Source organism: Paraburkholderia sp. BCC1884 (assembly GCF_900996225.1).
Lineage (GTDB): Bacteria > Pseudomonadota > Gammaproteobacteria > Burkholderiales > Burkholderiaceae > Paraburkholderia.
Window position 1 is genome coordinate 114,760 of sequence record NZ_CAAJGL010000033.1, and the last position, 26,919, is coordinate 141,678.

Here is a 26,919-nt window from a genome sequence, read left to right on the forward strand (position 1 = left end):
TCAGAAATTTGCAACGGAAAAAGCGCGAGTAGGGCGCGTGACGAAGGCGTGCTCGCGATCAAACTTGCGTGAGCGACGCGACGCCCCGATTGGCCAGTTGATCCGCGCGCTCGTTTTCCGGATGGCCGTTGTGCCCGCGTACCCAGCGCCATTCGATCTCGTGTTGCGCGACGAGCGCGTCGAGCCGTTTCCAGAGATCGGCGTTCTTCACCGGTTGTTTGGCGGCGGTGATCCAGCCTTTCTTCTTCCAGCCGTGAATCCACTCGCTGATGCCTTTTTGCACATACTGCGAGTCGGTGTGAACGACCGCTTTGCACGGACGCTTGAGCGCTTCGAGCGCGCCAATCACGCCCATCAGTTCCATGCGGTTGTTCGTGGTGTTGGCTTCGCCGCCGAACAGTTCTTTTTCCTGATCGCCGAAGCGCAGCAACGCGCCCCAGCCGCCGGGTCCAGGATTGCCTTTGCAGGCGCCGTCGGTATAAATATCGATGAGATCGGAAGTCATTGAGTGTGGTTGCGTGTATTCGGTGTGGCGGCGGGCGCGAGGCCCGCGGCGAGGACGGGTTTCTTCACTTTCAGCGGGCCGACGAGGTGCATGCCGCGCACGCGCTTGATCGCCTTGATCATGTAAGTGGCGCCGAAAATCGGCCACCAGCGGTCGCCGGCGGCTTCCATGAATTCATAGCGGGACAGCCATTGATCGCTGCCAAGCGGCGGACGATAGCAGCCGAAGCGTCCGCGTTCAAGGTCGAAGCCCAGCAGTTTGATCCAGTCCTTCAGGCGCGTGAAAGCGATCAGGTCGACGGCAGCCGGCACGAACGGGCGGCCGGTCATCTTGCCGACCGATTGCCGCGCGCCCCATAGAGACAATGAGTTGAAGCCGAGAATGATCAGCTGGCCTTCGGGCATCAACACGCGCTCGGCTTCGCGCAACAGCCGATGCGGGTCGCTGGTGAATTCGAGCGTGTGCGGCATCACGATCAGATCGACGCTCTGCGCTTCGAACGGCAAGTCGAGCAGATCGCACCATACCGCACTGCGGCCGCCCGGCGCCGACAGATCGGCACCGCCGCCCAGTGCCGCGCCATGAAGCAGGCCGTTGCCTACGCGCTTCGCGCCGCGCGGGAACGTGTAGGGCGCGCTCGCGCCGCTCGCAGCATCGAGCACGAGGCCGCGGCACGGCATGCGGTTTTCGCGCAGCGCGTCGAGTTGCGGCAGGCCGAGTTGCAGCGCATGGTAGCCGAACACGTCGGACACTACACGGTCGAGTTGGGTTTGCTCCCATTCGAGCACGTAGCGGCCGGGTGGCGAATCGGTCCAGGCGGGCCAGTCTATAATCGCTCGGTCAGTCATATCAAAGAATGCGTCGCCTATGAATGCGCTCGAGTACGTACCGGTCCCGGCGTTTGATGACAATTACATCTGGGTCGTTTCCGACGGTCACCACGCGGTCGTCGTCGATCCGGGTGAGGCCGCGCCCGTTCGCGCCTATCTGGCGAAACGGGGTTGGCGGCTGAGCGCTATTTTACTCACGCACCATCATCAAGACCACGTCGGTGGGGTGGCCGATCTGCTGAATGGCCAGGCGGTGCCCGTCTACGGCCCCGCCGGTGAAGCGATCGAGCATCTCACGCAGCGTCTTGAAAATGGCGATCGCGTGTCGATTGCGGCGCCGGCGCTCGAACTGAGCGTGCTCGACGTGCCGGGTCACACGAGTGGTCACATCGCCTATTTCCAGGCGGCCGATCCAAACGGCACACCGCACGTCTTTTGCGGCGATACGCTGTTCGCCTGTGGCTGCGGACGGCTCTTCGAAGGTACGCCCAGGCAGATGCTCGCCTCGCTCGACGCACTCGCCGCGTTGCCCGGCGCGACCGAAGTCCATTGCGCGCACGAGTACACGCTGTCGAATATCCGCTTCGCGCTCGCCTGCGAGCCAGACAACGCCGAACTGCAAGCCTGGCGTGACAAAGCGGCCGACTTGCGGTCCCGCAACGTGCCGACTTTGCCGACCACCATCGCCCACGAACGCGCCGTAAACCCGTTTTTGCGCGCCGACGTGCCGGGGGTTCAGGCGGCCTTGCAAGAGCAGTTGCATGAAAAAGTGCCCGATCGATTGACGGCATTTACGCTGATGCGCGAATGGAAAAATCGCTTCCGATGACCCGCCTCGCGTGAGGGTGTTCCTCACGCTAAAAATCGGAAAAATTCGCCAAGCCCAAGATTTGCTTGATTTTTTCGTAATTTTCCGATTGACGTAAACGTTGCCGTTTCGTACTATCGGCTGCAAATTCCAGCCCTTGTGGAAGCCGAGACGTTCATGAGATTTATCTTTAGTGCGTTGTTGGTCCTGACACTCGCCGCGTGTGCGAGTCAGGGACCAGCGACGAATAGTTCTACCTCCGCAACAAATCCCGCCAGCCAGCAAGCCGTAGCCGACGCCCTTCGCAAGACAGCCAGCGCCAAAGAGACGATCAACGTCGACCAGGGCTCGGTCGATCAATTGACGAGCGCCGACGCCGATCTGTGGGGCCGTATTCGCCGTGGTTTCCAGATGCCCGACCTGCAGACCGATCTGGTCGACATGCAGGTCAACTGGTACGCGCAGCGTCCCGACTACGTGCAGCGCATGACCGAGCGCTCGCAAAAATACCTGTATCACATCGTCGAAGAGCTTGAGGCACGTCACATGCCGACCGAGCTCGCGCTGCTGCCGTTCATCGAATCGGCGTATAGCCCGCAGGCGTTGTCGGTGGCGAAGGCCGCCGGCATGTGGCAGTTCATGCCGGGCACGGGCCGCACCTACAACCTCAAGCAGAACATGTGGCAGGACGAGCGCCGCGACGTACTGGCTTCGACCAGCGCCGCGCTCGATTACCTCTCGCGTCTGCATGACATGTTCGGCGACTGGCAGCTTGCGCTCGCCGCGTACAACTGGGGTGAGGGCAACGTGCAGCGCGCGATCGCCCGCAACGAAGCGGCTGGCCTGCCTACCGACTACCTCAGCCTGCGCATGCCGAACGAGACGCGCAATTACGTGCCGAAGCTGCAGGCGGTCAAGAACATCGTGATGAACCCGCAAATGTACGGGCTCACGCTGCCGTCGATTCCGAACCACCCGTATTTCGTGACGGTGACCACCTCGCACGACATTGACGTGGACATGGCCGCCAAGCTCGCGAACCTTTCCACCGACGAGTTCCGTTCGCTGAACCCGTCGTTCAGGAAGCCGGTGATCCTCGGCGCCACGCAGCCGCAAATCCTGCTGCCGTTCGACAACGCCAGCGCCTTCGAGCGCAATCTGAAGGCATACTCCGGCGCGCTGTCGTCGTGGACCACGTACACGGTGACCGAGCGCGCAGCGCCGGCGGCGATCGCGCAAAAAATCGGTGTCGATGCCGACACGCTGATGGAAGTCAACAAGATTCCGGTCGGCATGCGTTTGAAACCGGGCTCTACCATCGTGGTGCCGCGCGGCTCGGACGACGACGAAGACATCAGCGCCGACGTCGCTGAAACCGCGGTGCTGGCCATGGAGCCGGACGTCCCCGACACACGCAAGATGCTGATCCGCGTGCGCCGCAACCAGTCGATGGCAGCGATCGCTTTGCGTTACGGCGTTTCAGTCGGTCAGGTGAAGGGATGGAATCGCACGCATCGCGATAGCGTCTCACGCGGTCAGGTGATCGTGCTGCACGTTCCGGTCGGCAAAGCCATGCCGAGCGAGCCGGGTCCCGAGCGCATCGCCACCGATGTACAGGCCGGCGGCGTCGAGAAGATCGGCACCCGTGTCGCAGACACACGCAGCGATTCGCGCTACGATAAGAAGAAGGGTCGTGGCCGTTCGGGCGTCGTGAAAGTATCCGAGCCGGTAGGAAAGGTCAGCAAGCCGACAGCGTCCGCCGCTACCAAGGGCAAAGTGACGAAGGTGTCGGTTTCCACGCCCAGCAAGGCGTCGAAGGCTGCGGCAGAGAGCCGCCCGAAGACCGCGGCCAGCGCGAAGAAGGGTAAATAGACCAATAGCGGCTCTCACGGTAGTGACCACATGCGTTGCGGGGGCAGCGCGTGGATTGCGCTCCGATCACGCACCGTGCTTTTTCAACGCCGTCACCTGTGGTGACGGCGTTTTTCATTGCGCAGACGATTTCGGTGAAGCGGGCACATTTGCTTTATCGTTCGTCCTTTGACTGAACCAGCTGTTTCTCACTCACGTTTATGTCGTCTACCCAACTGCGCGTCTTTCTGCTCTTTTCCGCGGGCTATTTCGTTTCCTACGTGTTTCGCGGCGTCAACCTCGGTTTCGCGCCGTTCATTACGCACGATCTCGGTTTGTCGGCGGCTAACCTCGGCGTGCTGACCAGTCTGTATTTCCTTGGTTTCGCGGGCGCGCAGATTCCAGCCGGCGTGTTGCTGGATCATTTCGGCGCACGGCGGGTCACGGCGGGTACCTTGCTTTTTGCCGCGCTCGGGATCTGGATATTCGGTGCGGCGCACAGCCTCGGCATGATGATGGTGGGACGCCTGCTGATCGGCATGGGCGTCTCGGTTTGCCTGGGTGGCGCATTCAAGGCGCTGGCGCAACACTTCGCCGCCGCGCGTCTGCCGTTGATGAACGGGCTCGTGATGGCGGTCGGCGGTCTGGGCGGCGTGATGGTCGGCTCGCCGCTCACGTGGGTGTTGGGTTTCGCCAGTTGGCGCACGGTTTGTGTCGGATTGGGCGTGATGACGGTGCTGGTGGCGCTGGCGCTGTGGACGCTCGCGCCGGACACGAAGCAAACCCACCAGCAGGCGAGTATCCGCACGCAGTTCAAAGGCACGCTGCACATCCTGGGCAGCGCGGCATTCTGGAAGATTGCGTCGTTCTCGGTGGTCACGCAGGGCGTTTTCTACGCGATGCAATCGCTGTGGGTCGGCGCCTGGCTGCGTGACGTGCAGGCCTTCGAGCCGCGCGAGGCGGCGGTGCTGGTGTCGATCCTCGGTTTCGCGATGATGGCCGGCTGCGTCGGCTTCGGCGCGGCGGCGCGCAGTCTCGAGCGACGCGGCGTCCCGTTGCAGGCCTTTTGCGGTATCGGCATGGCGCTGTTCGTGCTGACGCAACTCCTGATCGTGTTCAAGGCGCCGCTGCCGGCCGGTTTGCTGTGGGCCGCGTACGGCGCGTTCGGCGGCACGGGCATCCTGATCTATGCGGTGATGGCGCGGCATTTTCCGCCGCAGATGACCGGTCGCGTCAACACCACGCTGAATCTGATCATCTTCTTGCTGATTTTCGGTTTCCAGATTGGCGTCGGCGCGGTGCTGTCGCATTGGCCGGCCAGTGGCGGCCACTATCCGGTTACCGCGCATCTGACCGCATGGGGCATTCTCATCGTGCTGCAGATAGCGAGCGCGATCTGGTTCGTGTGGCCTGACCGGAAGGCGCGCCGGCCGGTCGACGCCCCCGAGCGGCAGGAAGCCTGAACCCCGTCGCGCTAGCGTTCGCCGGCCATGTCATATTGACCGGCGTTATCCCGATTCGCGCCGGGTAAATTTTGTCAGCCGGCTTGAAAGCCAGGCGCAGCAAGGCTTTGATTGACTCAGGGAGGCGTCGGCGCTAGCCGGTTCGCCATCTCGGATTTGGAGGGAAGGGGTGTTTCGCGCTATAATTTCAAGGTTTGAGCTTATCAACCCGCACCCTAGCGCCTACCTCTCCCATACCGTTCATCCGCCGCGCGCCACTGGCGTAGCAAGAAGGGCCCTGCACCCAGCCGATCCGTCCACACAATGGACCCATCGCGCCCCTTGCAACGTCATCGGCAGTTCGCGAGCGAGTCTGCGCGTGCATCCCATGGATGCGTTCCGCTGCGGCTCGCAGTCGGATAGACAGGTCGGCAACAGGGTGTTCCCCCAAGGAGTCTCCCGTGTTGCCGTCATTTTCTCCCGCTCTGCTCGCGCTCGCCGACGGCACGGTCTTTCGTGGTTACTCGATCGGCGCCCCCGGGCATACCATCGGCGAAGTTGTGTTCAACACCGCTATCACCGGCTATCAGGAAATCCTGACTGACCCGAGCTACGCGCGCCAGATCGTGACCCTCACGTATCCGCATATCGGCAACGTCGGCGTGAATGCCGAAGACGTCGAAGCCACGAAAGTCCATGCCGCCGGCCTGATCATTCGCGATCTGCCGGTTCTCGCGTCGAACTTCCGCATGGAGCGCACGCTCCCGCAATACCTCAAGGACGAAGGCGTGGTCGCCATCGCCGGTCTCGACACCCGTATGCTGACCCGCGTGCTGCGCGACAAGGGTGCGCAAAACGGTGCGATCCTCGCCGGTTCCGACGACGAAGCCAAAGCCATCGAACTCGCGCGCTCGTTCCCGGGCCTCGCCGGCATGGACCTCGCGAAGGTCGTGTCGACGAACGAAGCCTACGAATGGACCCAGACCGAATGGCGTCTGGGCAGCGGCTACGGCACGCAGAACGCGCCGAAGTATCGCGTCGTCGCGTTTGATTACGGCGTCAAGTACAACATTCTGCGCATGCTGGCCGAGCGCGGTTGCCACGTGACCGTGCTGCCGGCGCAAGCCACCGCGGCCGACGCGCTCGCGCTCGACCCGGACGGCGTGTTCCTGTCGAACGGTCCCGGCGACCCGGAACCGTGCGATTACGCGATCGCGGCGACCAAGGAACTTATCGAGCGCGGCATCCCCACGTTCGGCATCTGCCTCGGCCATCAGATCATGGGCCTCGCGGTTGGCGCGAAGACCATGAAGATGAAGACCGGCCACCACGGTGCAAACCATCCAGTGAAGGATCTCGACGACGGCCGCGTGGTCATCACGTCGCAGAACCACGGTTTTGCGGTCGACGCCGATACGTTGCCGGCCAATGCGCGTGCCACGCACGTGTCGCTGTTCGACGGCACGCTGCAAGGCTTCGCGCTGACCGACAAGCCGGCGTTCTGCTTCCAGGGACACCCGGAAGCGTCGCCCGGCCCGCACGACATCGCCTATCTGTTCGACCGCTTCACGGCGTTGATGGACGCGAAGAAGGCCGGCAAGAGCGCGGCGGCATAAAGGCAGCATAAGCGTCAGCAAAAGCAGGCAGAGCATGTGATGCGCCCCGGCGGCGCGCGGTTCGCAGCGCGAGAGAAGTACGCGAAGCGAACCGCACACAGCGGAGCGCGCGCAACGTAGCAACGACGCGCGCCAACGGAAAGAACACAGGAATATTTAGCGAGAGCGTTATGCCCAAGCGGACAGACATCAAGAGCATTCTCATTATCGGCGCGGGTCCGATCATCATCGGCCAGGCGTGCGAGTTCGATTACTCGGGCGCGCAGGCATGCAAGGCGCTGCGTGAGGAAGGCTACAAGGTCATCCTCGTCAACAGCAATCCGGCGACGATCATGACCGACCCGAACACGGCCGACGTCACCTACATCGAGCCGATCACCTGGGAAGTGGTGGAGCGCATCATCGCCAAGGAGCGCCCGGACGCGATCCTGCCGACGATGGGCGGCCAGACCGCGCTGAACTGCGCGCTGGACCTCCACGCGCACGGCGTGCTGGAAAAGTACAAGGTCGAGCTGATCGGCGCGTCGCCGGAAGCCATCGACAAGGCGGAAGATCGTCAGAAGTTCAAGGACGCGATGACCAAAATCGGTCTCGGTTCGGCCAAGTCGGGCACGGCGCATTCGATGGAAGAGGCGTTGCAGGTGCAGGCGGAAATCGCTGCACTGACGGGCAGCGGCGGCTATCCGGTCGTGATCCGTCCGTCGTTCACGCTGGGCGGCTCCGGCGGCGGCATCGCGTATAACCGCGACGAGTTCGAAGAGATCTGCAAGCGCGGTCTCGATCTCTCGCCTACGCGCGAACTGCTGATCGAAGAATCGCTGCTCGGCTGGAAAGAGTATGAGATGGAAGTGGTCCGCGACAAGCAGGACAACTGCATCATCGTCTGCTCGATCGAAAACCTGGACCCGATGGGCATTCACACCGGCGACTCGATCACCGTCGCGCCGGCGCAAACGCTCACCGACAAGGAATACCAGATCCTGCGCAACGCATCGCTCGCCGTGCTGCGCGAAATCGGCGTGGACACGGGCGGCTCGAACGTGCAGTTTTCGATCAATCCGAAAGATGGCCGGATGGTCGTGATCGAAATGAATCCGCGCGTGTCGCGTTCGTCGGCATTGGCCTCGAAGGCAACGGGTTTCCCGATCGCCAAGATCGCGGCGAAGCTCGCAGTCGGCTACTCGCTCGACGAACTGAAGAACGAAATCACCGGCGGCCAGACGCCGGCGTCGTTCGAACCGACGATCGACTACGTCGTCACCAAGATTCCGCGTTTCGCGTTCGAGAAATTCCGCGAAGCCGATGCGCGCCTGACCACGCAGATGAAGTCGGTCGGCGAAGTGATGGCGATTGGCCGCACCTTCCAGGAATCGTTCCAGAAAGCGCTGCGCGGTCTGGAAGTCGGCGTCGACGGTCTGGATGAAAAGACCGAAAGCCGCGACGAGATCATCCGCGAGATCGGCGAAGCCGGTCCGGATCGCATCTGGTACGTGGGCGATGCATTCCGCGTCGGCATGACGGCCGAAGAGATTTTCGAAGAGACCTCGATCGATCCGTGGTTCCTCGCGCAGATCGAACAGATCGTCCTGAAGGAAAAGGCGCTGGCAGGCCGCACGCTCGCGAGCCTCTCGAAGGAAGAACTGAAGTACCTGAAGCAAAGCGGTTTCTCGGATCGTCGTCTGGCCAAGCTGCTCGGCGCGAAGCCGATGGAAGTGCGCGCGCGCCGTATCGAGTTGAACGTGCGCCCGGTCTACAAGCGCGTCGACACCTGCGCGGCCGAGTTCGCGACGAAAACCGCCTACATGTACTCGACCTACGAGGAAGAGTGCGAAGCGAACCCGACCAACAACAAGAAGATCATGGTGCTGGGCGGCGGCCCGAACCGGATCGGCCAGGGTATCGAGTTCGACTATTGCTGCGTGCACGCCGCGCTCGCCATGCGCGAAGACGGCTACGAAACGATCATGGTCAACTGCAACCCTGAAACCGTCTCGACCGACTACGACACGTCCGACCGTCTGTATTTCGAATCGCTGACGCTCGAAGACGTGCTCGAAATCGTCGACAAGGAAAAGCCGGTTGGCGTGATCGTGCAATACGGCGGCCAGACGCCGCTGAAGCTCGCGCTCGATCTCGAAGCGAACGGTGTGCCGATCGTCGGCACCTCGCCGGACATGATCGACGCTGCCGAAGACCGTGAGCGTTTCCAGAAGCTGCTGCAGGACCTCGGTCTGCGTCAGCCGCCGAACCGCACTGCACGCGCCGAAGACGAAGCACTCAAGCTCGCCGACGAAATCGGCTATCCGCTGGTGGTGCGCCCGTCGTACGTGCTGGGTGGACGCGCGATGGAAATCGTCCACGAGCCGCGCGACCTCGAGCGCTACATGCGCGAGGCCGTGAAGGTGTCGCACGATTCGCCGGTGCTGCTCGACCGCTTCCTGAACGATGCGATCGAATGCGACGTGGATTGCATTTCGGATGGCGAAGCCGTGTTTATCGGCGGCGTGATGGAGCACATCGAACAGGCCGGCGTGCATTCCGGCGACTCGGCTTGCTCGCTGCCGCCGTACTCGCTGTCGCAGGAAACCATTGCCGAGCTGAAGCGTCAGACCGGCGCGATGGCGAAGGCGCTGAACGTGATCGGCCTGATGAACGTGCAGTTCGCGATCCAGCAAGTGCCGCAGGCCGATGGCTCGAAAGAAGACGTCATCTACGTGCTGGAAGTGAACCCGCGTGCCTCGCGGACGGTGCCGTACGTGTCGAAGGCGACCAGCCTGCCGCTCGCGAAAATCGCGGCGCGTGCGATGGTCGGCCAGACGCTCGCCTCGCAAGGCGTGACGAAGGAAATCATTCCGCCGTACTTCAGCGTGAAGGAAGCCGTGTTCCCGTTCGTTAAGTTCCCGGCAGTCGATCCGGTGCTCGGACCGGAAATGCGTTCGACCGGTGAAGTGATGGGCGTGGGCATGACCTTCGGCGAAGCGCTCTTCAAGTCGCAGTTGGCTGCGGGTTCGCGTCTGCCGGAATCCGGCACGGTGCTGCTGACCGTGATGGACGCCGACAAGCCGAAGGCCGTCGAAGTCGCGCGCATGCTGCACGAACTCGGCTACCCGATCGTCGCCACCAAGGGCACGGCTGCCGCGATCGAAGCGGCGGGCGTGCCGGTCAAGGTCGTCAACAAGGTGAAAGACGGCCGTCCGCACATCGTCGACATGATCAAGAACGGCGAAATCGCGCTGGTCTTCACCACCGTCGACGAAACGCGCGCAGCGATCGCCGATTCGCGTTCGATCCGTATGAGCGCACAGGCGAACAAGGTCACGTACTACACGACCATGTCCGGCGCGCGGGCCGCCGTGGAAGGTTTGCGCTATTTGAAGGACCTCGAAGTCTATGATTTACAAGGGCTGCATGCTCGCCTAAACTAAGGCTTCGAATACCTGTCCAAGATGTAAGTGCCGCGGTTAAGCGGCGTTCCGCAGGTGCTGTGGCCCGGGTTTTGCCCGCGGCGCCGGCTCCTACGGAATGCACTTAACCGCGGTGATTTTTTTTACGGCTGTTTTTTTGCATAGAGTTGTTTATGAGCACTGTTCCATTGACGAAGCGCGGCGCGGAAATGTTGCGCGATGAATTGCAGCGCCTGAAATCGGTTGAGCGTCCCTCCGTGATCAATTCGATCGCAGAAGCGCGTGCTCAAGGCGATCTGTCGGAAAATGCGGAATACGACGCGGCGAAGGAAAAGCAGGGTTTTGTCGAAGGCCGTATTGCCGAAATCGAATCGAAGCTGGCCGGCGCGCAAGTGATCGACCCGTCCAAGGTAGAAGCCGATGGCCGCGTGGTGTTCGGCGCGACGGTTGAGTTGGAAGACCTGGAGTCGGGTGCGCCGGTCAAGTACCAGATCGTCGGCGACGACGAAGCGGATATCGACCACGGTTTGATCTCGATCAGCTCGCCGATCGCGCGCGCGTTGATCGGCAAGTCCGAAGGTGACGTGGCCTCGGTGCAAGCACCGGGCGGCGTGCGCGAATACGAAATCATCGCGGTAAGCTACGTTTGAAGACGGCGCCGGTGTCCCAGATGCCGCATCGATTTTTCCGTCTATTGACGGTGGTGTGGGTCGGTAGTCTGCTGACTATCGGCTATGCGGTTGCGCCCGTACTGTTTACATCGCTCGACCGTGTTTCGGCGGGCGCGGTGGCGGCGCAACTGTTTCGCATCGAAGGTGTGCTGGGCGCGGTGTGCGGTATTTTGCTGCTGGGTCTCGCCAATCTGCTGGTTCGCCGTGGTGGCGAGGCTTATCGTCGGTTGCGCTGGCTGATCGCCGGCATGCTGGTGTGCGTGCTGGTGGGTTATTTCGCTTTACAGCCGTTTATGAATGCAATGCGCGTTGCCGCGCTCGAAGCTGGCAGCGATGTCGGGCACTCGGTTTATGCGACGCGCTTTGGCATCCTGCACGGCGTATCGAGTTTGTTCTATCTGATCGAAAGCCTGCTGGGCGTGGCGCTCGTGTGGAAGCTGCCCGCGGGCGCCGTGAGCGCAACGGCAGAGCAGGGTGCTCGCAGTAGGGCGGGGAATGTGACGGGCTGAGCTTTGGCTTGGGCTAGCAAGCTGACCCAGCAGTTTCTCTCACGCGGTTTTCAAGCACTCGCCGAGTTCTGAGATCTTCGCTTGCCGGTCCAGGCCAAGGTGCGGGACATGGCCCGCACCTCTCACCGCTCGCTTACTTCGACGACTGGTGCGAACGCTTCGCACTGGTCTGGCGCTTCTTGGCGCGCTTGATGTTGCCGCCTTGCGTGACGCGTTCATTGCCGCGCACCACGACCGCCTTGGCCTTCGGCTTGCGCATCGGAATTTCGCTGGGCTTGACCACGGTCACCACACGCGGTGCGCGACCCTTGCCCGGCTTGGCTTCGACAGCAGCTTCACGGGCGCTCGGCAGGGCGCCGCGCTTGGCCTTCACCGCCGGTTGTACGGCGCCTTCCGGCTTCCAGATCACCAGCAGCTTGCCGATGTGCTGGATCGGCGCAGCGCTCAGCTTGTCGCAGATTTCTTCGTAGATAGCGATGCGTTCCTCGCGTTCGTCGCCGAACACGCGGATTTTGATCAGCTGGTGAGCGCCAAGGTGGACCTTGATCTCGGTGAGCACAGCGTCGGTCAAGCCTTCGGCGCCGACGAGCACGACCGGTTTGAGCGCATGTGCCTGGGAGCGCAATTCGGCGCGTTGGTCGGAAGAGACTTTGAGAGCGGGCATGGAAAGTGGGAGACTCGACTAAAATGGCGGCATCTGCGTACCCGTTCCAGCCCACTTGATGGGCGCAAACGGATCGATTCGACAGAGCGGCGCGTCAGAACAACAGAATCGCGGATGATCGCCAGTTTTTGGCGGCGGCCGCGCGAATTAACCGCGTATTATCCGCTAAAGCGCGACATGACGCAGCAAGAGTTCAAAGATTAATGGCAAAAAACAAATTCAATACCGCGTGGCTGCATGACCACATCAACGATCCCTACGTGAAAATGGCGCAGCGGGAGGGCTATCGCGCCCGTGCTGCCTACAAGCTGAAGGAAATCGATGAGCAGGACAAGCTGATCCGCCCGGGGCAGGTGATCGTCGATCTGGGCTCGGTGCCGGGCAGCTGGAGTCAGTACGCCCGCAACAAGCTCGCAAAGGGCTCGCAACGCGACGCTGAACGGGCGGGCGGGATCGACGGCACGATCATCGCGCTGGATATGCTGCCGATGGAGCCGATCGCCGATGTCCACTTCATTCAGGGCGACTTCCGCGAAGACGCGGTCGTGCACCAGCTAGAAGAATTGGTGGGAGAGCGACAGGTCGACCTTGTAATTTCGGATATGGCGCCCAACCTGTCGGGGGTGGCGGTGGCGGATGCCGCGCGGATCGAGCATTTGTGCGATCTCGCGATGGAATTTTCGCAAAATCACCTGAAACCGGATGGTGCCCTTTTAGTCAAATGCTTTCACGGCAGTGGTTACAGCCAGATTGTCGAAAAGTTCAAGCGCCAGTTCAAGGTGGTCGCGGCCCGCAAGCCGAAGGCGTCGCGGGACAAGTCGTCGGAAACGTTTATTTTGGGTAAGCATCTCAAGCGTTCCGTCTAGGAGCGCTGCAGGAAGGTACCGCATCTGCCGTTAATGGACTGATGGCGTCGAAATGGGCGCTGCGATGGTTCGCTACGCTATTTCTGTGGTAGTGATTCGTTATGGCAGGGGTCTGCGGACTGGATTAGAATGCTTTCGTGGTGCCGCAAGGCAAATGTAGGCGCCCGTCTAAGTGAAGGAGTGGTGCTTTGAACAACAATATGTTTTCGAAAGCAGCAGTGTGGCTGGTTATCGCACTGGTGCTGTTTACGGTGTTCAAGCAGTTCGACAAGCCCCGTGTCCAGGAAGGCGTTTCCTATTCGCAGTTCATGGACGACGCGAAAGCCGGCAAAGTCAAGAACGTCATTGTCCAGGGGCGCAACCTCACGGTCACTCCAGCAGACGGCCAGAAATACCAGATCGTGTCGCCCGGCGACATCTGGATGGTCGGCGATCTGATGAAGTACGGCGTTCAGGTGAGCGGCAAGGCTGACGACGAACCGAATGCGCTGGTGTCCGCGCTGTACTACCTCGGACCCACGATCCTGATCATCGGGTTCTGGTTCTACATGATGCGACAGATGCAGGGAGGCGGGAAAGGCGGTGCGTTCTCGTTCGGTAAATCCCGTGCACGTCTGATCGACGAAAACAACAACGCAATCAATTTCACCGACGTCGCCGGTTGCGACGAGGCCAAGGAGGAAGTCTCCGAACTCGTCGACTTCCTGCGCGATCCACAGAAATTCCAGAAGCTGGGCGGTCGAATTCCGCGCGGCGTGTTGCTGGTCGGCCCACCGGGAACCGGTAAGACGCTGCTGGCGCGGGCCATTGCCGGCGAAGCGAAAGTGCCGTTCTTCAGCATCTCGGGTTCGGACTTCGTGGAAATGTTCGTCGGTGTCGGCGCAGCACGTGTGCGCGACATGTTCGAACAGGCCAAGAAGCACGCACCGTGCATCGTGTTCATCGACGAAATCGACGCGGTCGGTCGTCATCGTGGCGCCGGTATGGGCGGTGGTAACGACGAACGCGAACAGACCTTGAACCAGATGCTGGTCGAGATGGACGGTTTCGAAGCGAACTCAGGCGTGATCGTGATCGCTGCAACGAACCGTTCGGACGTGCTCGACAAGGCGCTGTTGCGTCCGGGTCGTTTCGACCGTCAGGTGTATGTGGGTCTGCCGGACATCCGCGGCCGCGAACACATCATGAAGGTTCACCTGCGCAAGGTGCCGATTTCGAACGACGTCGACGCAGCGGTGATCGCACGCGGCACGCCGGGCTTCTCGGGTGCCGACCTCGCGAACCTCGTGAACGAAGCGGCGTTGTTTGCGGCTCGCCGCGGCAAGCGCATCGTCGAAATGAACGATTTCGAAGACGCGAAGGACAAGATCTTCATGGGTCCGGAGCGCAAGTCGGCCGTGATCCGCGAGGAATCGAAGCGTGCTACGGCGTACCACGAGTCGGGCCACGCGGTGATCGCCAAGCTGTTGCCGAAGGCCGATCCGGTGCACAAGGTCACGATCATTCCGCGCGGCCGTGCGTTGGGCGTCACCTGGCAGTTGCCGGAGCATGACAACGAAACGTATTCGAAGGACTACCTGCTCGATCGTCTCGCGATCCTGTTTGGTGGCCGTGTCGCGGAAGAGCTGTTTCTTAACCTGATCAGCACCGGCGCATCGGACGACTTCAACAAGGCCACGCAAACCGCGCGCGCCATGGTGGCTCGCTTCGGTATGACGGACGCGCTCGGGCCGATGGTCTACGTCGACGACGAAAACGACGCCACGCCGTTTGGCCGCGGTTTCACGCGCACCATTTCGGAAGCGACGCAGCAGAAGGTCGACGCGGAAATCCGTCGCGTGCTGGACGAGCAGTACAACCTCGCCAAGCGCCTGCTGGATGAAAACCGCGACAAGGTCGAAGCGATGACCGCCGCACTGATGGAGTGGGAAACGATCGACGCCGATCAGATCAACGACATCATGGCCGGCCGTCCGCCGCGTTCGCCGAAGACCTCGTCGCCGTCGGCTAGCGACGCTTCGTCGGGCGGCAGCCCGGGCACCGAAGTGAAGCCGGGCAGCGCGACCGCGCCGGCTTGATGACTCATCAGTAGAAAGTGCGGGCCGGTGTGTTTCACACCGGCCCGTTTTGCATTTATCCGCTTTGGTTGATGTACCGCTACGTGTCGAAAGTCGATTTCTCTTATCCTGCCGTGCCCGAGCCGCTGCAATGCGGCCGCTTCAAGCTGAGTTTCGAGCGCCCGTTGGTGATGGGCATTCTGAACGTCACGCCCGACTCCTTTTCCGATGGTGGCCAATACACCCTGCGCGCTGAAGCGTTGCGCCAGGCCGAGCGCATGTTGCTCGATGGCGCCGACATCATCGATATCGGAGGCGAGTCGACTCGTCCCGGCGCGCCGCCGGTGCCGCTCGACGAGGAACTGGACCGCGTGATTCCCCTTGTCGAGCAGTTGCGCGGCGCGAACGTCCCGCTATCGATCGATACGTACAAGCCTGAAGTCATGCGTCACACGTTGGCCGCGGGCGCCGATCTGATCAACGACATCTGGGGCTTTCGCATGCCCGGCGCAATCGACGCCGTGCGCGACAGCGAATGCGGACTATGTGTGATGCATATGCTCGGCGAACCGCAGACCATGCAGCTCGGCGAGCCCGTCTATGATGAGGTGGTGGCTGAAGTCAGAGAATTTCTCGAAGAGCGCGTAGCCGCGCTCAAGGCCGCAGGTATCGCGCGTGCGCGTATCAGCGTCGACCCAGGTTTCGGCTTCGGCAAAGCCGTCGTCGAACATAATTACGAGTTGCTCGCGCAATTGCTGGACACGGCGCCGCAAGCCGAGCCGCCGTATCCGATTCTCGCCGGCATGTCGCGCAAGTCGATGATCGGCGCGGTGGTCGGGCGTCCGGCGCCGGAGCGCGTGGCGGGCAGTATCGCCGCGGCGGTGTGCGCCGCGGAGCGGGGCGCGGCGATTTTGCGCGTGCACGACGTCGCACAAACAGTAGATGCATTGAAAGTATGGGCAGCCATGCGCGACGCGGCGGATCAACGTCGCGCGCGCGGTTGAACCCAAAGCCAAGGAGGAAGATAAAACATGGCACGTCGTTATTTCGGAACGGACGGGATTCGAGGCAAAGTCGGCGAAGGGCCAATTACGCCGGAGTTTGTATTGCGACTAGGTTATGCGGCGGGCAAAGTGCTCGCCGGCGGCGACCGCTGGGCCAAAACGGGCGCGCGGCCCACGGTGCTGATCGGTAAAGACACGCGGGTCTCGGGCTACATGCTCGAAGCCGCGCTCGAAGCGGGCTTTTCCGCGGCAGGCGTCGACGTGATGCTGGCCGGTCCGATGCCGACGCCCGGTATCGCCTACCTCACGCGCGCGCTGCGGCTTGCCGCGGGCGTCGTGATCAGCGCGTCGCACAATCCTTATTACGACAACGGCATCAAGTTCTTCTCCGCCGACGGCAACAAGTTGCCCGACGAAGTGGAATCGCAGATCGAAGAGCAGCTCGACCAGCCGCTCGCTTGCGCCGCTTCCGAGCAGCTTGGCAAGGCACGCCGTCTGGACGACGCAGCCGGCCGCTACATCGAGTTTTGCAAAAGCACGTTCCCGGCCGCGTTCGACTTACGCGGCCTGAAGCTGGTGGTCGACTGCGCGCATGGCGCCGCGTACGACGTCGCACCGCACGTGTTCCATGAACTCGGCGCGGATGTGATTCCGATCGGCGTTGCGCCGAACGGCTTCAATATCAACGACGGTGTCGGCGCCACCGCGCCGGATGCGCTGGTGCGCGCGGTGCGCGCGAATCACGCGGACCTCGGCATCGCGCTCGACGGCGACGCCGACCGTCTGCAGGTGGTGGATGCGGCAGGGCGGCTCTATAACGGCGACGAATTGCTGTACATCCTCGTCAAGGACCGCATGGCGACCGACGGCAAGGTGCCGGGCGCGGTCGGCACCTTGATGACCAACATGGCAGTCGAAGTCGCGCTTCAGGAAGTGGGCGTGAAGTTCGTGCGCGCGGCGGTCGGCGACCGCTATGTGCTCGAGCAATTGCGCGAGCACGGTTGGCAATTGGGCGCAGAAGGCTCCGGCCATATTCTCTCCCTTGACCGCCATTCGACGGGCGACGGCATCGTGTCCGCACTGCTCGTGCTCGCCGCCATGCAGCGCAGCGACAAGTCGCTCGCGGAACTGCTCGACGGCGTCACGCTGTTCCCGCAAAAGCTCATCAACGTGCGCATGAAGCCCGACGCCGACTGGAAGAGCAGCGACGTGATCCGTCGCGCGATCGCCAAGGCCGAAGATGCCCTGAAGGGCCGCGGCCGCGTGCTGATTCGCGCGTCCGGCACGGAGCCGGTGCTGCGCGTGATGGTCGAGGCGGAAAAAGTCGACGACGCGCTGCATCATGCGGAATCGATCGCGGCGGCAGTCAAGCAGGCTACGGCCTAACACGCCTGTTCACGGCGGGAGCAGGTGCAACGCCGCCCCCGCCGTTTCTCTATCCAGAAGCGCAAACGTTCGCGCCCCGTCTTTTTCGTCTAATCTGTAGAACGACGCCTGCAACGTCGTGCAAACAGTTATTTCCCCGTCGCAACGCCTTTCACCTTAGTAATCTCACTGTCACATCCGTTTCACGGTAAGTCACGTTACTGTCACAAAGAGACCCTAAGCTTCGCGGTGTTCGTGTTATCCGCTCACACCGCTCACACCTTGGAGAGTCTCATGAAATTGATGCACACCGTGTTCGCTGGCGTCGCTGGCGCGCTTTTCGCGATCTCCGCGCAAGCCGCAGACATCACTGGCGCGGGCAGCACCTTTGCAGCACCGATTTATACGAAGTGGGCTGACGCCTATCAGAAGTCGGGCGGCGGCAAGGTCAACTATCAAGGTATCGGCTCGTCGGGTGGTATCAAGCAGATCGAAGCGAAGACGGTCGATTTCGCCGGTTCGGACGCGCCGCTGAAGGACGACGAACTCGCGAAGGCAGGTCTGTTCCAGTTCCCGACGGTGGTCGGCGGTGTGGTTCCCGCGATCAACGTGCCGGGCGTGAAGGCTGGCGAATTGACGCTGTCGGGTGAAGTGCTCGGCGACATCTACCTGGGCAAGATCAAGAAGTGGAACGACCCGGCAATCGCCGCGTTGAACCCGAAGATCAAGCTGCCGGATACCGACATCGCCGTGGTTCGCCGCGCCGACGGTTCGGGCACCACGTTCATCTGGACGAACTACCTGTCGAAGGTCAACCCGGACTGGAAGGCGAAGGTCGGTGAAGGCGCAACGGTCTCGTGGCCGACGGGTACGGGCGGCAAGGGCAACGACGGCGTCGCCGCTTTCGTGCAACGTCTGCCGGGCGCAATCGGTTATGTGGAATGGGCGTACGCCAAGCAAAACCACATGACGTACGTCAGCCTGAAGAATTCGACGGGTGCCGTGGTCGAGCCGAAGACGGAAACGTTCAAGGCAGCGGCAGCGGGTGCTGACTGGTCGAAGTCGTTCTACCAGATCCTGACGAACGAGCCGGGCAAGGACGCATGGCCGATCGTCGGCGCAACCTTCGTGCTGCTGCACACGGCGCAGGACAAGCCGGCGCAAGGCGCGGAAGCACTGAAGTTCTTCGACTGGGCGTTCAAGAACGGCACCCAGGCTGCAAACGATCTGGACTACATCTCGCTGCCGGAATCGGTGACGGCTGAAATCCGCACGCAGTGGAAGTCGAAGGTGAAGGACGCTTCGGGCAAGGCAATCGCCGAGTAAGCGAAGCGACACGTTACAAGCTTCATGTAACACATTGGCCGTCCTCGTGTGAGGACGGCCAATGGCATTAGCCAGCAATAAGCCAGCAATAAGCCAGCATTCACCGGCACTACCGCCGCTCGACAAGTGTCGACGGCAACTGGAACCAGGTCCATCAGGCTCTCATGTCCGACATCCAACTAGCGTCTGGCGCTTCGCGGTCGACCCCGCCCGGCAGCGCGTCGCAACAGAAGGCGCCCAGCCGCGCCGGCGACGTGATCTTCGGCGGTCTCGCGCGCCTTGCCGCGATCATCACCCTGTTGCTGCTCGGCGGCATCATCGTTTCGCTGGTCGTCGCGTCCATGCCGTCGATCAGGCAATTCGGTCTCAGCTTCCTGTGGACTTCCGACTGGGATCCACCCAGCAAACAGTTTGGCGCTTTGGTGCCGATCTACGGCACGATCGCCACTTCGCTCATTGCACTCATCATCGCGGTGCCCGTCAGCTTCGGCATCGCGCTTTTCCTGACCGAACTCGCGCCGGCATGGCTGCGTCGCCCGCTCGGTATCGCCATCGAACTGCTCGCCGCGATCCCGTCGATCGTGTACGGCATGTGGGGCCTGCTGGTGTTCGCGCCGATTTTCGCGGCGTATTTCGAAAAGCCGCTCGGCACAGTGCTCGGCGGCATTCCGTTCGTCGGTGCGCTGTTTCAGGGCGCGCCGATCGGCATCGGCATCCTGTGCGCGGGCGTGATTCTCGCGATCATGATCATTCCGTACATCGCCTCGGTGATGCGCGACGTGTTCGAAGTGACACCGGTCCTGCTGAAGGAGTCGGCGTACGGCATCGGCTGCACGACGTGGGAAGTGATGTGGAAGATCGTGCTGCCCTTTACGAAGAGCGGCGTGATCGGCGGCGTGATGCTCGGCCTCGGCCGCGCGCTCGGCGAGACGATGGCCGTCACCTTCGTGATCGGCAACACCAACCTGCTCGACAACGTCTCACTGTTTTCGCCGGGTAACAGCATCACGTCGGCGCTCGCCAACGAATTCGCCGAAGCGGATCCGGGCCTGCATACATCGGCGCTGATGGAGCTCGGCCTGATTCTGTTCGTGATTACTTTCGTCGTGCTGGCAGTCTCGAAGTTCATGCTGCTTCGCCTGGAAAAAGCGGAGGGCGCGAAATGAGCCAGCCCACTTTGAATATGCCGGGTTCGAACGACGCGGCTGCGCTCGAAGCGATGCGCGTGCGTCTGCAAGGACGCCGCCGCTTCAAGAACGCCATTGCGCTGACCATGTCGCTGCTGGCGATGGCCTTCGGCTTGCTGTGGCTCGTCTGGATTCTCTATACGACGCTGCGTCTCGGTATCGGCGGCTTGTCCGTCGAGCTGTTCACGCAGTCCACGCCGCCGCCGAACACGGATGGCGGCGGTCTCGCCAACGCGATCGTCGGCAGTCTGATGCTGGTTGGACTCGCGACCTTCGTGGGCACGCCGATCGGTATTCTGGCGGGCGTCTATCTCGCGGAATACGGCCAGAAAGGCTGGCTTGCGAGCTTCACGCGGTTCATCAACGACATCCTGCTGTCGGCGCCGTCGATCGTGGTGGGCCTGTTCGTCTACGCGCTGGTGGTGGCGAAGATGGGTCACTTCAGCGGTTGGGCCGGCGTCTTCGCGCTCGCCTTGCTGCAGATTCCGATCGTGATCCGCACCACGGAAAACATGCTGAAACTGGTGCCGAACGCGCTGCGTGAAGCGGCTTTCGCACTCGGCACGCCGAAGTGGAAGATGGTGCTGTCGATCACGCTCAAGGCATCCATTGCGGGTATCGTCACCGGCGTGCTGCTCGGCGTCGCGCGGATTGCCGGCGAAACCGCGCCGCTGCTGTTCACGGCGCTGTCGAATCAATTCTTCTCGTGGGACATGGGCCAGCCGGTCGCGAACCTGCCGGTCACGATCTACAAGTTTGCGATGAGCCCGTTTGCGCAGTGGCAATCGCTCGCGTGGGCCGGCGTCTTCCTGATCACGCTCGCGGTGCTGGGATTGAATATCCTCGCGCGCACGATCTTCTCGAACAAGTAAGGGCGGAGTGTAATCCGATGAATATGGCAGAAACTCAACTGAATCCGACCGTGCGTCCTACCGCACCTGCTGGTTTCGATCCGTCCCAGAACGGCCAGGCGCCGTCGTCGTCGCGCCCGAAGATCGAGATCAAGGACCTGAACTTCTTCTACGGCAAGTATCACGCGCTGAAGAACATCAATCTGCAGATTCCCGAAGGCAAGGTGACCGCGTTCATCGGCCCGTCGGGTTGCGGCAAGTCCACCTTGTTGCGCACTTTGAACAAGATGTACGCGCTCTATCCGGAGCAGCGCGCCGAAGGCGAAATCCTGATGGAGGGCGAAAACCTGCTGACCTCCAAGCGCGATATCTCGCTGCTGCGCGCACGGATCGGCATGGTGTTCCAGAAGCCAACCCCGTTCCCGATGTCGATCTACGACAACATCGCGTTCGGCGTGAAGATGTTCGAGACGCTGCCGCGCTCGGAAATGGACGATCGCGTCGAATGGGCGCTCACCAAGGCCGCGCTGTGGAACGAAGTGAAGGACAAGCTCGGCCAGAGCGGCTACGGTTTGTCCGGTGGTCAGCAGCAGCGTCTGTGTATCGCGCGCGGTATCGCGATCCGTCCGGAAGTGCTGTTGCTCGACGAACCGTGCTCGGCATTGGACCCGATTTCGACGGGCCGCATCGAGGAATTGATCGCTGAACTGAAGAGCGATTACACGGTGGTGATCGTCACGCACAACATGCAACAGGCGGCCCGCTGTTCGGACTACACTGCCTATATGTACCTCGGTGAGTTGATCGAATTCGGCGACACCGAAAAGATCTTCATCAAGCCGGTCCGCAAGGAAACCGAGGATTACATCACTGGCCGCTTCGGCTAAGCCGACGAGCAAATCAAGGGAGTACGACATGTCCGACAAACACCTGTCCAGCCAGTTCGACGCCGATCTGAATCTGGTTTCTTCGAAGGTGCTCGAAATGGGCGGCCTCGTCGAATCGCAGATCGTCAATGCGATGCGCGCGCTCAACGAGTTCGATCTCGACATCGCCGAGCAGGTGATCGCCGCGGAAGAGCGTCTGAACAAGATGGAAGTCGATATCGACGAAGAGTGCAGCAACATCATCGCGCGCCGTCAGCCGGCCGCGCGTGACCTGCGCCTGCTGATCGCGATTTCGAAGACCATCACGAATCTCGAGCGCGCCGGCGACGAAGCCGAAAAAATCGCCAAGCGTACCAAGCGTCTGATGGAAGACGGCGCTTCGCGCACCATCAATATCGCCGAGATCAAGCTGTCGGGCGAAATGGCGGTGTCGATTCTGCGCCGCGCGCTCGACGCGTTCGCGCGTCTCGATACGGTGGCCGCCGCGCAGATCGTGCGCGACGACAAAGCCATCGACGAGGAATTCCGCGCGTTCGTGCGCAAGCTGATTTCGTACATGACCGAAGATCCGCGTTCGATTTCGGTGGGCCTCGATTTCCTCTTCATCGCCAAGGCGATCGAGCGGATCGGCGACCACGCGAAGAACATCGCCGAATTCATCATCTACATCGTCAAGGGCACCGATGTGCGACACAAGTCGCGCGACGCGCTCGAACGCGAAGCACTCAGTTAATCCAGAGATAAGGACCAGAGGTGCCGATGCCCAGCAGCATTCTCGTCATTGAAGATGAGCCCGCCATTTCCGAACTGATTTCGGTCAATCTTCAACACGCCGGACACTGCCCGATTCGCGCGTACAACGCGGAGCAGGCGCAAAACCTGATCAGCGACGTACTGCCCGACCTCGTGCTGCTCGACTGGATGTTGCCGGGTAAATCGGGCATCGCGTTCGCGCGCGATCTGCGCAGCAACGAACGCACCAAGCACATTCCGATCATCATGCTGACCGCGCGTGGCGATGAGCAGGACAAGGTGCTCGGTCTCGAGATCGGCGCGGACGACTATGTCACCAAGCCGTTTTCGCCGAAAGAGTTGATGGCGCGCATCAAGGCGGTGTTGCGCCGCCGCGCGCCGCAGTTGACCGAAGACGTGGTCGCGATCAACGGCCTCAAGCTCGATCCGGCAACGCACCGCGTGGCCGCGCATGCCGAAGGCAGTGAGATCAAGCTCGATCTCGGTCCGACGGAATTCCGTCTGCTGCACTTTTTCATGACGCACCCGGAGCGCGTGCACAGCCGCACGCAATTGCTCGATCAGGTGTGGGGCGATCACGTGTTCGTCGAAGAGCGTACGGTAGACGTGCACATCAAGCGTCTGCGCGCGGCCCTTAAGCCCGCTGGCTGCGATGCTATGATTGAGACGGTACGCGGTAGCGGCTACCGGCTCGCGAAGAGCGCCTGAGATACGAAGGCGGCGTGTGTGCCGCCTGCAGTTGATACGCTGGATACGTCACTTTTCGTCGCGCCGGGCGCGGCGATTTCCATTTTCGGCGCGTACGCTTCTCTCTTCGATCGCTAGACCATGAACATCATCTGGGCGCGCTCCATCGTGTCGGTCGTGCTGCTGGCTGTTCTATGCGTGTTGGTCGGCGCATTCCTGAACGTCAAGGCAGGGCTCGTACTCGCGATCGTCATGCTGCTCGCGCAGAGCCTCTTCAGCACGTTTCATAAACAACGTTTGTGGCGTTTGCTCGACGCCCCCGTGTATGGCGAGGTGCCGAGCGCACCCGGCATCTGGGGCGAAATCTATTACCGTCTGCATAAGCTCGCGAAGCGCTGGCATGCCCAGGTGCGCCAGGTCGAACAGCAGCATTCGCGTTTCATTCAGGCTATCCAGGCCTCGCCCAATGGCGTGGCGATGCTCGACGATCACGATCAGATCGAGTGGTGCAACGCGATTTCCGAAATCCATTTCGGCCTCGACGCGAAGCGCGACTTGCGTCAGCACATCACGCATCTGGTGCGTCAGCCCGACTTCGTCCGCTATCTGAATTCGCATCGCTACGAAGAGATGCTGATCATGCGCGGCATGGGCGAGAAGCGCCAGAACGTGCTGTCGGTGCAGGTGTTTCCGTATGGCGAGAATCGCAAGCTGGTGTTGTCGCAAGACATTACCGAGCTCGAACGCACCGACGCGATGCGGCGCGATTTCGTGGCGAACGTTTCGCACGAACTGAAGACGCCGCTCACCGTGCTGTCCGGCTTTCTGGAGACGATGCGCGAACTGCCGCTGAGCGAAGCGGAGCGCGGGCGCTATCTCGAACTGATGGAGCAGCAGGCGTCGCGCATGCGTCATATCGTCAACGATCTGCTCGTGCTGGCGAAACTCGAAGGCGACAACAAGCCGCCGAGCGATCAGATGATCGATATGCGCGCGGTCTTGCGGCATCTGCGCGACGACGCGGAAAGTCTGTCCAGCCATCATCACAGGATTCATTTCGACACCGACGAAGGGCTCACGGTGACGGGCGTCGAAACGGAAATTCTCAGCGCGTTCGGCAATCTGGTCACCAACGCGATCCGCTATACGCCGGATGGCGGTGCGATCAAGGTGAACTGGCATGCGCAGGGCGGCAACGCGGTGTTCTCGGTGACGGACAGCGGACTGGGCATTCCGGCCGCCGACATTCCGCGGCTCACCGAGCGCTTCTATCGCGTCGATCGCAGCCGTTCGCGCGACACGGGTGGGACGGGCCTTGGCCTCGCCATCGTCAAGCATGTGCTGCAACGGCACGATGCCCAGCTCGACGTGAAGAGCGAAGAAGGGCGGGGCAGCACCTTTACCGTGCGCTTTCCCGTGTATCGAACGGCGCGGCGGCAGCCGGCGCCGGTTTGAAGGCGAGGCGCGCGGTTTGATGTAGCGATTCTGTAAAAAGCCCCCTGTTGGTCAATGACCTGCAGGGGGCTTTTTCATGTCGGGACAGTATCGACTCACGAACAGAATTTCCCCAGCAGACTCATCTGCGCGTTGCGCGACGATTTTCCCGGCCGGCGACGTCGATAATGGCCGTCGCTCTGCATCAGCCAGGCGGTCTGGTTGTCGCCGAGAAACGCGGACAGACCTTCGGCGATCACGCGCCGTTTCAAGCGGCGGTTATTGATCGGAAACGCCACTTCGACACGGCGGAAGAAGTTGCGGTCCATCCAGTCGGCGCTCGACAGATAAACCTGTTCCTTGCCGCCGTCGTAGAAGTAGAAGATGCGATGGTGCTCGAGAAAGCGTCCCACGATAGAGCGCACCGTGATGTTCTCCGACAGCCCCGGCACACCCGGCTGCAACGAACACACGCCGCGCACGATCAGATCGATCTTTACGCCGGCTTGCGCCGCTTCGTACAGCTCGGCGATCACCGTCGGTTCGAGCAGCGCATTCATCTTCGCGACGATGCGCGCCTTCTTGCCCGCACGCGCGTGCTCGGCTTCGGCGCGAATCGCATCGACGAGTTTCGGATGCAGGGTGAACGGCGACTGCCACAGCTCATGCAGCCGCAACTCGCCGCCAATGCCCGTGAGTTGCTGGAACACATGATGCACGTCTTCGCAGATTTTCTGGTCGGCCGTCATCAGGCCGAAGTCGGTATAGAGACGCGCCGTGCGCGGATGATAGTTGCCGGTGCCCAGGTGCACGTAGCGCTTGAGCGTGGTCTTGCCGCCGGTCGACACGCGTCGCACGATCAGCATCATTTTGGCGTGGCACTTGTGGCCCACCACGCCATAAACGACGTGCGCACCCACGGCCTCCAGTTGCGAGGCCCAGTTGATATTGGTTTCTTCGTCGAAGCGCGCGAGCAGCTCGACCACCACCGTGACTTCCTTGCCGTTGCGCGCGGCTTGCATCAGCGCGTCCATCAGCGGCGAATCGGTGCCGGTGCGATAAATGGTCTGCTTGATCGCGACCACGTTCGGATCTTTGGCCGCCTGCAGCAGCAATTCCAGCACCGGCTGGAAGCTCTCATACGGATGATGCAGCAGCACGTCGCCCTGATCGATCACGTCGAACATGCTGGCGCTGTTCGCGATCTGTGCCGGAATGGCGGGAATGTGCGGCACGAACTTCAGATCGGGCCGGTCCACCATCTCCGGCAATTGCATCAGACGCACGAGATTCACTGGGCCGTCGGCGTAATAGCAGTCCTTGTCCAGCAGACCGCTTTCGTCCTGCAGACGCCGCACGACATGCGCGGGCGTTTCCGCCGACACTTCGAGCCGCACCGCATTGCCCAGATGGCGCGCCGGCAATTCACCCTGCAACGCGACGCGCAGATTGGTGATTTCGTCTTCGTCGACGAACAGTTCGCTATTGCGCGTGATGCGAAACTGATTGCAGCTACGCACCACCAGACTCGGAAACAGTTCGCCGACAAAACGCTGCAACAGCGAGCTCAGCAGCACGAAACCATGCGGATAGCCCGACAGGTCCTGCGGCATGCGCACGAGCCGCGGCAGCGCGCGTGGCGCCTGCACGATGCCCATCATGGCCTGACGGCCGAAGGCGTCCTTGCCTTCGAGTTCGACAACGAAGTTCAGGCTCTTGTTGAGCACGCGCGGAAACGGATGCGCCGGGTCGAGTCCGATCGGCGTGAGGACCGGCAGCAGCTCGTCGAAAAAATAGTTGCGCGCCCATTCGGTCTGCGCTTCGTTCCACGCTTCGGTGCCGTGGAAATAGATGCCTTCGCCTTCGAGCGCGGGCAGCACGGTGTCGTGCAGCATGGTGTACTGACGATGCACGAGTTTTTGCGCACGCTCGACCACGAGGTCGTACACGTGCTGCAGCGACATGCCGTCCGGCGACAGTGCGCCGGGGTTGTCGCGCATCTGTTCCTGCAGTCCGGCCATGCGGACTTCGAAGAATTCGTCGAGATTGCTGCTGGTGATGCAGATGAAGCGTAAGCGTTCGAGCAAAGGGACGGCAGGGTCGGCAGCTTGTGCCAACACACGCTCGTTGAAACCCAGAATGCCCAGCTCGCGATTCAATAAGGGGTAGCGGATGGACATCGGCAGCGAGAATGGAATGTCA

22 protein-coding genes are annotated in these 26,919 nt (G+C 61.7%); 18 read left to right on the forward strand and 4 right to left on the reverse strand.

The features are described 5' to 3' along the window. Positions 1 to 58: 58 nt before the first annotated feature. Positions 59 to 505, reverse strand: coding sequence for a ribonuclease HI (gene rnhA, locus FQ705_RS02595; protein WP_144137893.1), 447 nt, complete (start codon positions 503 to 505; stop codon positions 59 to 61). Beyond that, positions 502 to 1,353: a class I SAM-dependent methyltransferase gene (locus FQ705_RS02600; RefSeq protein ID WP_144137894.1), complete on the reverse strand. Its 852-nt coding sequence runs from the start codon at positions 1,351 to 1,353 to the stop codon at positions 502 to 504. Before FQ705_RS02600 ends, rnhA begins: the two co-directional genes overlap by 4 nt. Positions 1,354 to 1,372: 19 nt before the next feature. Here FQ705_RS02600 and gloB point away from each other — a divergent pair, with 19 nt between their 5' ends. The 7 genes from gloB to FQ705_RS02635 all read left to right on the forward strand — a co-directional run bounded on the left by gloB (position 1,373) and on the right by FQ705_RS02635 (position 11,636). Continuing rightward, the gene (gene gloB, locus FQ705_RS02605) at positions 1,373 to 2,164 is read left to right on the forward strand and encodes a hydroxyacylglutathione hydrolase (RefSeq protein WP_144137895.1); all 792 of its coding nucleotides are present in this window, start codon (positions 1,373 to 1,375) and stop codon (positions 2,162 to 2,164) included. 156 nt (positions 2,165 to 2,320) lie between these two features. Beyond that, positions 2,321 to 4,015 carry a transglycosylase SLT domain-containing protein gene (locus FQ705_RS02610; protein WP_144137896.1) on the forward strand — a complete coding sequence of 565 codons (1,695 nt, stop codon included), beginning with the start codon at positions 2,321 to 2,323 and terminating at the stop codon, positions 4,013 to 4,015. A 200-nt stretch (positions 4,016 to 4,215) separates the two neighbouring features. After that, entirely contained in the window at positions 4,216 to 5,457 is a 1,242-nt protein-coding gene (locus FQ705_RS02615; protein WP_144137897.1) for an MFS transporter, read from the forward strand. 440 nt (positions 5,458 to 5,897) lie between these two features. Next, entirely contained in the window at positions 5,898 to 7,052 is a 1,155-nt protein-coding gene (gene carA, locus FQ705_RS02620) for a glutamine-hydrolyzing carbamoyl-phosphate synthase small subunit (protein ID WP_144137898.1), read from the forward strand. A 170-nt stretch (positions 7,053 to 7,222) separates the two neighbouring features. Beyond that, positions 7,223 to 10,477 carry a carbamoyl-phosphate synthase large subunit gene (gene carB, locus FQ705_RS02625; RefSeq protein ID WP_144137899.1) on the forward strand — a complete coding sequence of 1,085 codons (3,255 nt, stop codon included), beginning with the start codon at positions 7,223 to 7,225 and terminating at the stop codon, positions 10,475 to 10,477. Positions 10,478 to 10,629: 152 nt separating this feature from the next. Continuing rightward, positions 10,630 to 11,106 carry a transcription elongation factor GreA gene (greA, locus tag FQ705_RS02630; protein WP_144137900.1) on the forward strand — a complete coding sequence of 159 codons (477 nt, stop codon included), beginning with the start codon at positions 10,630 to 10,632 and terminating at the stop codon, positions 11,104 to 11,106. Between the two features lie 20 nt (positions 11,107 to 11,126). After that, entirely contained in the window at positions 11,127 to 11,636 is a 510-nt protein-coding gene (locus tag FQ705_RS02635; RefSeq protein ID WP_144137901.1) for a DUF4149 domain-containing protein, read from the forward strand. A 133-nt stretch (positions 11,637 to 11,769) separates the two neighbouring features. Here the strand turns inward: FQ705_RS02635 and FQ705_RS02640 are convergent, their stop codons facing one another. After that, a complete protein-coding gene (locus tag FQ705_RS02640) occupies positions 11,770 to 12,300 on the reverse strand; it encodes a YhbY family RNA-binding protein (protein ID WP_144137902.1) in 531 nt (176 codons plus the stop codon). Between the two features lie 203 nt (positions 12,301 to 12,503). Here FQ705_RS02640 and FQ705_RS02645 point away from each other — a divergent pair, with 203 nt between their 5' ends. The 11 genes from FQ705_RS02645 to phoR all read left to right on the forward strand — a co-directional run bounded on the left by FQ705_RS02645 (position 12,504) and on the right by phoR (position 24,738). Beyond that, positions 12,504 to 13,166: an RlmE family RNA methyltransferase gene (locus FQ705_RS02645; protein ID WP_144137903.1), complete on the forward strand. Its 663-nt coding sequence runs from the start codon at positions 12,504 to 12,506 to the stop codon at positions 13,164 to 13,166. Between the two features lie 188 nt (positions 13,167 to 13,354). Continuing rightward, complete coding sequence (ftsH, locus tag FQ705_RS02650) at positions 13,355 to 15,244, forward strand: ATP-dependent zinc metalloprotease FtsH (protein ID WP_144137904.1); 1,890 nt, start codon at positions 13,355 to 13,357, stop codon at positions 15,242 to 15,244. A gap of 71 nt (positions 15,245 to 15,315) precedes the next feature. Beyond that, the gene (gene folP / locus FQ705_RS02655; protein WP_144137905.1) at positions 15,316 to 16,227 is read left to right on the forward strand and encodes a dihydropteroate synthase; all 912 of its coding nucleotides are present in this window, start codon (positions 15,316 to 15,318) and stop codon (positions 16,225 to 16,227) included. Between the two features lie 27 nt (positions 16,228 to 16,254). Next, positions 16,255 to 17,613, forward strand: a complete 1,359-nt coding sequence (gene glmM, locus FQ705_RS02660; protein WP_144137906.1) for a phosphoglucosamine mutase — start codon at positions 16,255 to 16,257, stop codon at positions 17,611 to 17,613. A gap of 273 nt (positions 17,614 to 17,886) precedes the next feature. Then, positions 17,887 to 18,918, forward strand: coding sequence for a phosphate ABC transporter substrate-binding protein PstS (gene pstS, locus FQ705_RS02670; RefSeq protein WP_144137907.1), 1,032 nt, complete (start codon positions 17,887 to 17,889; stop codon positions 18,916 to 18,918). A gap of 164 nt (positions 18,919 to 19,082) precedes the next feature. After that, positions 19,083 to 20,084, forward strand: coding sequence for a phosphate ABC transporter permease PstC (gene pstC, locus FQ705_RS02675; RefSeq protein WP_144137908.1), 1,002 nt, complete (start codon positions 19,083 to 19,085; stop codon positions 20,082 to 20,084). After that, positions 20,081 to 20,977, forward strand: a complete 897-nt coding sequence (pstA, locus tag FQ705_RS02680) for a phosphate ABC transporter permease PstA (protein ID WP_144137909.1) — start codon at positions 20,081 to 20,083, stop codon at positions 20,975 to 20,977. Before pstC ends, pstA begins: the two co-directional genes overlap by 4 nt. Before the next feature lie 17 nt (positions 20,978 to 20,994). Beyond that, positions 20,995 to 21,843, forward strand: coding sequence for a phosphate ABC transporter ATP-binding protein PstB (gene pstB / locus FQ705_RS02685; RefSeq protein WP_144137910.1), 849 nt, complete (start codon positions 20,995 to 20,997; stop codon positions 21,841 to 21,843). Positions 21,844 to 21,871: 28 nt separating this feature from the next. Next, the gene (gene phoU / locus FQ705_RS02690) at positions 21,872 to 22,576 is read left to right on the forward strand and encodes a phosphate signaling complex protein PhoU (RefSeq protein WP_144137911.1); all 705 of its coding nucleotides are present in this window, start codon (positions 21,872 to 21,874) and stop codon (positions 22,574 to 22,576) included. A 26-nt stretch (positions 22,577 to 22,602) separates the two neighbouring features. Then, positions 22,603 to 23,304: a phosphate regulon transcriptional regulator PhoB gene (phoB, locus tag FQ705_RS02695; RefSeq protein ID WP_144137912.1), complete on the forward strand. Its 702-nt coding sequence runs from the start codon at positions 22,603 to 22,605 to the stop codon at positions 23,302 to 23,304. Between the two features lie 120 nt (positions 23,305 to 23,424). After that, the gene (gene phoR, locus FQ705_RS02700; protein ID WP_144137913.1) at positions 23,425 to 24,738 is read left to right on the forward strand and encodes a phosphate regulon sensor histidine kinase PhoR; all 1,314 of its coding nucleotides are present in this window, start codon (positions 23,425 to 23,427) and stop codon (positions 24,736 to 24,738) included. Between the two features lie 95 nt (positions 24,739 to 24,833). Here phoR and ppk1 read toward each other — a convergent pair whose 3' ends face one another. Further along, the gene (gene ppk1 / locus FQ705_RS02705) at positions 24,834 to 26,897 is read right to left on the reverse strand and encodes a polyphosphate kinase 1 (protein WP_144137914.1); all 2,064 of its coding nucleotides are present in this window, start codon (positions 26,895 to 26,897) and stop codon (positions 24,834 to 24,836) included. Between the last annotated feature and the right edge of the window lie 22 nt (positions 26,898 to 26,919).